This window comes from Acinetobacter sp. C15, assembly GCF_013420645.1.
Classification (GTDB): Bacteria; Pseudomonadota; Gammaproteobacteria; order Pseudomonadales; family Moraxellaceae; genus Acinetobacter; species Acinetobacter indicus.
Map to the genome: position 1 here is coordinate 58,293 of NZ_VOXR01000018.1, position 6,786 is coordinate 65,078.

Consider the following 6,786-nt stretch of genomic DNA (forward strand, 5'->3'; position numbering starts at 1 on the left):
AGGAAAGCAAATGAAAGTTGTGACTTATCTTATTAATTTAGACGGCAGTGATCAACGTTTAGCAAGTGCGACAGCTCAGCTCAATCAAGCGGGATGGGATTTTAGCCGATTCTCTGCTTATGATGGGCGAGGTAAAGCCTTATCTGAATTTGAAAACTACGATGATCTTGCTGCTCAGAAAATATTAGGGCGTAGTTTAATGAATTCTGAGTTGGGTTGTTATCTAAGTCACTACGGTTGTGCTGAAAAATTTCTAGAAACGGATGCCGATTATTTAGTTGTCTTAGAAGATGACATTGAAGTGTTGCCTAACTTTAAACAGAAGCTTGAATCTTTATTAAATTATTTAGATCAACATAAAGAGTTGGATTGGTATACCGTCAATATTGCTGCTAAAAAGAAAAAATTAGCAAAAGACATTGTTGAGTTTGATCATTATACCTTGTGGCATGCATATTATTTCCCAATACGTGGTGTAGGCTTGGTTTGGTCTCGAAAAGGAGCTGAACAGTTTGTACAACTGGGTAAAATCATGACCGTTCCAGTCGATATTTTCTTCCAAAGTTGGTTAAGTAAAACAGGAAAAGGGCTTGGCGTTTGGCAGCCATTTGTGCAGCCAGCAGGTCTGGATAGTGATATTTTAGGTACTGTTGCTGCTCAAGGTATCAAACGGAAGCAACTTGAGAATCGAAGTGCTTCTCATGGATTTAAGAAACAGAAGCGTATGTGGCGTGATCGCTTTTATGCAATTAAACATTTAATGTCTTGAGTCCTAGTTATAGACTGTAATAAATAATTTTCTTTATTTTGTTGAGTACATTTTATGAAGTTTTTTAAGAAGCTCTTCTATCTTTTGAAATTTTATACAATGTATTCAAACCAAAAAAGAGAAATCAATGAGTCAATAGATAACTACGCGGACCTGATCGTTCTCAATCCTGGTCAGAAAAATGCAGTTATTCCCAAAATTATCTGGATGTATTGGGAAGGCTCACTCCCTGAGTTTGTGCAGAAGTGCGTTGATAATATAAAAAAGAACAATCCAAACTATGTTGTAAACTTTCTAACACCTAATAATGTCAAAGAGTTTTGTGATATTGATTATGGTCGTTTAAAGCATGCGACACCACAACAGAAAGCTGATCTCATTCGATTTGAATTAATTTATCAACACGGTGGGATATGGTTAGATGCCAGTACAATTGTTTATGAAAATCTAGATTGGATTGAAAGGTTAGTTACTCAACATCAAACTAACAGTTTTGCCTATTATCGAAAGAAAAATACGACTTGCCCAGACTTTCCTGTTTTAGAGAATTGGTTATTGGCAAGTTCTGCCAAAAATATGTTTTTTAAGTCTTGGTTTGAGGAGTTATTAAAAGCTATAGAATTAACACCAAAGGTTTATATTCAGCAGATTAAAGAAAATAACGAAAATTATCAGGACTATTTTCAAGAGATAGGCCGTTTAGAATATTTGGTTGCTTATGTTGCCTGCCAAAAAATTATGCGTACAACTTTACCGAGTATGACCTTGATTAACTGTGATCGGAATGCTTTTTTCTATCAAGTAAAAAATAAATGGATGAAAGAAAAAGTGTTGATTGATCTTGCCCTCAATTATCCGCCAGTTGAAAAGCCTAAGCTGATCAAACTGGCAGGAAAAGAAAGGGGAATATTAAGTCGTTATTACAGTAAAAAAATGTATTTTAACGACTCGTTTATTGATATCTAATCACTACTTTTTAGCAATAAAGTTTTCTAATACTTTAAATTTTGGTCGTGTTTCAAAGTATTGTTCAGATGCTAATGACCCAACAATTGAGATATGACGTCCATCAAATGAATACGGTGTGTTTTTGGTTGCCATATGATCTGATTTAAATAGATCTGCTTGGCTTAACAAGAGTGTATTCGGATGTTCTGAAACGATTTTATTAATCACACTCGTTGCATATTTTTGCTTTGTAGCGAGTGGATTGTTCATATACTCATTTAGATTAAAGTCTCGCTCTAACCATATTGCACGTTTGAAAATTGAGCTGATGTTTTGATCAAAAGTATATGGTTCAGACATTACAATCACTTTCTTATTATTCATTTGTGCAACTTTGAGTAGCTCACTAAATGAATTCTGCTGATTTTGACGAACAATATCAGTCCAACGACCAGCAAAAATAAGAACGTCATACTGAGCTATATGATTCTTCAGATAGTTTCGGTTGATTAAGCACTGCTGATAAGCGGTAGATGACTTGTCACCTGTAAATTCTTTATCAAGACTTGGATAGCACCAATTCGTACTGATCGTATGGATGTTCAAGTTTAGCTTTTTGCCTAGATGATCCCAAAATGGAATATTGTGACCTGCAAATGAATCTCCAAACAAAAGAGCTGATTTAGCATTTGTTGAGTTAGATGCTATATGACATTTTAATCCATTTTCTCCAACAGTCAGACTATGATCATCTTTAATGTTATAGAAACACCAACCATTCGAGACCATAGGCATCTGTATTTTCTCAATACGCTTTAGGTATTCTGCATCGGCTCGATTTTCTAACCCATCCTTACCTAGAAACTTATAAAATGGATAGAGAATCGCAATACTTAAGATAAAAAGTAGATAAACATACTTTTTATTGATTTTATTCAGATGAATACGACAGGGTTCAATATGTTTGTAACTCAACCATCCTAAAATAAAAGATAATAAAAGAGCAAAACTGATATTGATAATATTTTTTTGAATTAGGAAATAGCTCAATAAAAATGAGATCGGCCAATGCCACAAATAAATAGAATATGAAGCACTGCCTAAACTCTGTATAAACTTGGGTTTCGTTAGTATAGAGTTTTGACGGTTGGCGATTAGAATTAAAACTGTACCCAAAACAGGAAGGGATGCAGCATAACCAGGCCAAGGCGTATCTTTGGTTAAAAAAATCAAGCTTAGCGCTAAAAGTCCAAAACCTGTATATTCAATAATTTTTTGCTTAATCGATGATAAAGAATATTGGTTAAAATAAAAGTACACCAGTCCACCTGCAATTAACTCCCATGCACGTGTTGAGAGTTTAAAGAAAGCATATATCGGATTTTCTGGTGTAAGTTTTACAGACAACAAAAATGAGCAAGAAAATAATATTAGAAGTAATATGCCTATATATTTAGTTTGTTTTGTAAGCTTTTTAAATGTGTACAAAATGATGGGAAAAAGGATGTAGAACTGCCATTCAACAGCTAAAGACCAGGTGTGCAGTAATGCTTTATCATGTGAACTAGTTGCAAAATAGTCTCCTGATTGTTCATAGAAGAGATTATTTGATAAGAAAGTGAGACTGTATCTCGCATCTTTAGCAAAGTTTTTTAGATCTTCTGGGATAAACACAAATAGCCCCAAAGCCGTTAAAACTAAGACTAAGAATAATAGTGCGGGATAAATACGAATAATTCGAGATAAGTAAAAATCAACAAAAGAAAAATTATTGTGTTCAAGCTTTTCCACAATGATTTTTGTCATCAGATAGCCTGATATCACGAAGAAAACATCAACGCCCAAGTACCCAGCAGAGAAACCGAATACATTGAAATGGAAAAGAACAACAAAAACTACAGCATATGCTCGAAGTCCATTAATATCAGTTCTAAATTGATGATTATTCATATATTTGGGATGACTACAGAAAGACTTGAGCGTTCACATAAGGATGGAAGGAAATTAAAGGTGAATTGTAAGTTCTACTCACCACTTTGTGTCAATAGAGTATTTTGTAATTGTTCAGGAGGTATTTTTTCAAAAGCTTTTACTGCACTGTTCTGAGATAAATTATAGACATTTATTTGCTGAGATTTTAGAAAGCGGGCAGCGGCATCGAATGCAGGCAATGTTACATCTAAATACTGATTCAACATAGTGGGTTGTTTATTTTCTTTATTTTCATAGAATCTGGGTTGGGAAAAATTATTCATATCCAAACCTGCAATATAAATGTCTTTATATTTCAAATGATAAGTGATTTGAAGTGCAACATAAGCCACTGTAAAATAGTCAAAAACAGCATTAAAAATGTGACTAGAAAACCCTAAGCGGTCATAGATATGAAAATAATTTGGAGTTTCAGTCACGCGTATCCGCTCACCTAAAAATCGCTCAATTTCACCTTCAGTTATAGGCTCAACAACTTTAATGTCGCAAAGAATATTTTCTAATTTTATTTTTCTTAAAATCAGGTCTAAACAACGTGGTGTTGTAAATAGTGTACAAAAGGAAGTTTTAAGTACATTTTCAATTAGATCAAAACGATTGTTGGTGAAATTGTGATCAATGATCACATAATATTTAAATTTGACACCACTTAAGGCAATTGCACCATTTACACCAATATAATCAATATCCGATCGCTGTAAATATGACGTTTCTAGTTGATGCACAGATGGACCTGTTGCAATTAGCATACATTTTCGATTGGGACTAAAATTTAATTGGGAATTATCGACAATAAGTTGTTTTTTAAAATAAATTTTTTGCAAATCACCATCGGGACTACGTTCTACTTGATAGTATGGCCAATAGCGACGATTGTGTTTATATGATTTTGGATGACTATACTTGTAAATAAATTTATACAGATTTCTAAGGATATAATTTGAAAAAAAACGTTGGGCTGAGATTATTGGTTGAGACATAAAGATCAAATTCTATGTAAGAAAATATGAAACAGGATACAACGTAGCCTGCTACCAATTTTAGTCATCTAAAGTAAAATTAGGTTTTTTACTAAACTTTGATTTTATGGCTTTGATGCTAGCTGTAAGCCAAGTTGTCCCTTTGACAGGGCGTGTAACTTTATTGCCTTGATAATTGATTTGAGTCGCTTTTTGAAATGGACCATAAGCTTTTACTAAATAGTCTTCAGGTTTATAACCATTATCCAATGCTTCTTGATAATATTGATCAAATAACTCAACTAAGTCTTGTCTTGGATGAGGCATGATTTTTCCATCAAACCAATGTTTTTGATTGTTTTTTTCTAGGCGCGGTAACGAGTATTTATGGCTAAACTGAGTACCCATGTCGGAGTAATGTAGAATTTTGATGTCTTCTATTTTTAAGCCTTCGCCATCAATACAGTTATATGAATTATTGTAGTTTTGGACTAAATGAGATTGGTCTTTGATTAGTTGCATTAACTTCTTGTGACCATCTGGATCCGATTGCAACGTTTTAAGTGAAGGTAAATATTGTTTAGCTTTTTTACAATCCCAAACACAAGTACATAAACGAGCTGAACTTTTGCCACCTTTGGCGATGACGATTGCATCATCTTTCATCGGATGCGACCATAACTCTGCGATATCACATAAAACGATGACATCAGCATCCATATAGATCGAACGCCCTTCAAAGTTGGATGATTCAGGAATTGCCCAACGGAAACCAGAAAATGGGGTTGCCCATTTCTCAGTATGCCATCCTTCATGCGTTTCTTGATTGCTATACCACGGACTAGTAGGATCATGGCTCAACTGCATCCATGTAATTTCAATTGGGTGCTGTGTATTTTTACGGATGCTATAATCAAGCACCATCATTTGTTCTAAATCACAGTTATTTGGATCACAGCCAACAAAAATTTTAATTGTTTCTTTGGGCATTCTGATTCTCGTCACGCAGAAGATAGCAAGCAGTTTGATAAGTATAATCTGAAAGCAAATAATACAAAACCCTTTGTTAAAATGAATTCAAATAATGTCTAGTTTAATTTTATAGAAAATTGTTATTATTGAATTTAAGAATAAATTTAGCCTTAGTTTATGAGAAATTTTGTTATTAGTTTGTCTAGCGCGACTCTTCGACGAGCGCATATAAGTTCGGAGTTTGCTAAAGAAAAGGTCGATTTCGAGTTTTTTGATGCAATTACCCCTGTGACATTACAAGCAACTTCATCTGCAATAGGCTTAGTAACTAAGCAAACTGATTTACATCAGAATGAAGTTGCTTGTCTATTGAGTCATGTGGTGTTGTGGAAAAAAGCAGTAGATGAACAGTTAGACTATATTGCTATTTTTGAAGATGATATTTATTTGGGTAAACAGGCTGTTTCGTTTCTTACCAATGTTGCGTGGATACCATCTTTCTGCGGCATCATTAAATTAGAAACCTTAAATAAAAAGATTCAACTTCCTAAGATGCAATCAATTATTCCTTTGCATTTGAATAGAAAACTCATGTTATTGGGCGAGCCACATATGGGTGCAGGTGGTTATATACTTTCATTAAATGTCGCGAAGGAATTATTGGAGTATGTATTGCGAAGTCCAAAACTAATACCAATTGATCATATTCTTTTTAGAGAATTCCCTGAGTCCTCAGGCGAAAAGATTTTTCAATTGTCCCCAGCAATATGTATTCAAGATGTGATTTTAACCAAAGGCAAGACAAACTTTCCAAGTTCACTTGAAAACGTGAGAAATGCGCGAAAGGGTGAGGATAAAAGTAAGAAGAAATTAACTTTATTGGGCAAAATGAAACGTGAAATGAGTCGTTTAATCTTGCAAGTTCATGTATTTTTCCAAGAAAGAATTCAATCTATCAAGGGTAAGGCTTTGATTAAAATAAAATTTAAGTAATACGGCGGCGGTTATGAGTGATGAACTGAACCGTACCGGGTTTGTCGGAGACCAACTTTCTTGAGAGAATGTCCCGATGACAAAACCAAAATATACCCCTGAAATCAGAGAAAGAGCGGTTCAATTATTGATTGAATCCGAAAAAGATTATCC

At 34.2% G+C, this 6,786-nt stretch carries 6 protein-coding genes; 3 read left to right on the top strand and 3 right to left on the bottom strand.

The window, feature by feature from the left end; translation table 11 throughout:
* Nucleotides 1–10 precede the first annotated feature (10 nt).
* Both FTT63_RS08915 and FTT63_RS08920 read left to right on the top strand, forming a co-directional pair.
* Complete coding sequence (locus FTT63_RS08915; RefSeq protein WP_163141245.1) at nt 11–769, top strand: glycosyltransferase family 25 protein; 759 nt, start codon at nt 11–13, stop codon at nt 767–769.
* A gap of 54 nt (nt 770–823) precedes the next feature.
* Nucleotides 824–1,735, top strand: coding sequence for a glycosyltransferase family 32 protein (locus FTT63_RS08920; RefSeq protein ID WP_004697714.1), 912 nt, complete (start codon nt 824–826; stop codon nt 1,733–1,735).
* A 3-nt stretch (nt 1,736–1,738) separates the two neighbouring features.
* Here FTT63_RS08920 and FTT63_RS08925 read toward each other — a convergent pair whose 3' ends face one another.
* The 3 genes from FTT63_RS08925 to FTT63_RS08935 all read right to left on the bottom strand — a co-directional run bounded on the left by FTT63_RS08925 (nt 1,739) and on the right by FTT63_RS08935 (nt 5,658).
* Nucleotides 1,739–3,667: an acyltransferase family protein gene (locus FTT63_RS08925; protein ID WP_131230600.1), complete on the bottom strand. Its 1,929-nt coding sequence runs from the start codon at nt 3,665–3,667 to the stop codon at nt 1,739–1,741.
* Between the two features lie 74 nt (nt 3,668–3,741).
* Nucleotides 3,742–4,689, bottom strand: coding sequence for a hypothetical protein (locus FTT63_RS08930; protein WP_004697717.1), 948 nt, complete (start codon nt 4,687–4,689; stop codon nt 3,742–3,744).
* A gap of 60 nt (nt 4,690–4,749) precedes the next feature.
* Nucleotides 4,750–5,658 (bottom strand): glycosyl transferase, encoded by a 909-nt coding sequence (locus FTT63_RS08935; RefSeq protein ID WP_163141248.1) that lies wholly within the window; start codon nt 5,656–5,658, stop codon nt 4,750–4,752.
* A gap of 159 nt (nt 5,659–5,817) precedes the next feature.
* Here FTT63_RS08935 and FTT63_RS08940 point away from each other — a divergent pair, with 159 nt between their 5' ends.
* Entirely contained in the window at nt 5,818–6,633 is an 816-nt protein-coding gene (locus tag FTT63_RS08940) for a glycosyltransferase family 25 protein (RefSeq protein WP_125280189.1), read from the top strand.
* Nucleotides 6,634–6,786: the final 153 nt, after the last annotated feature.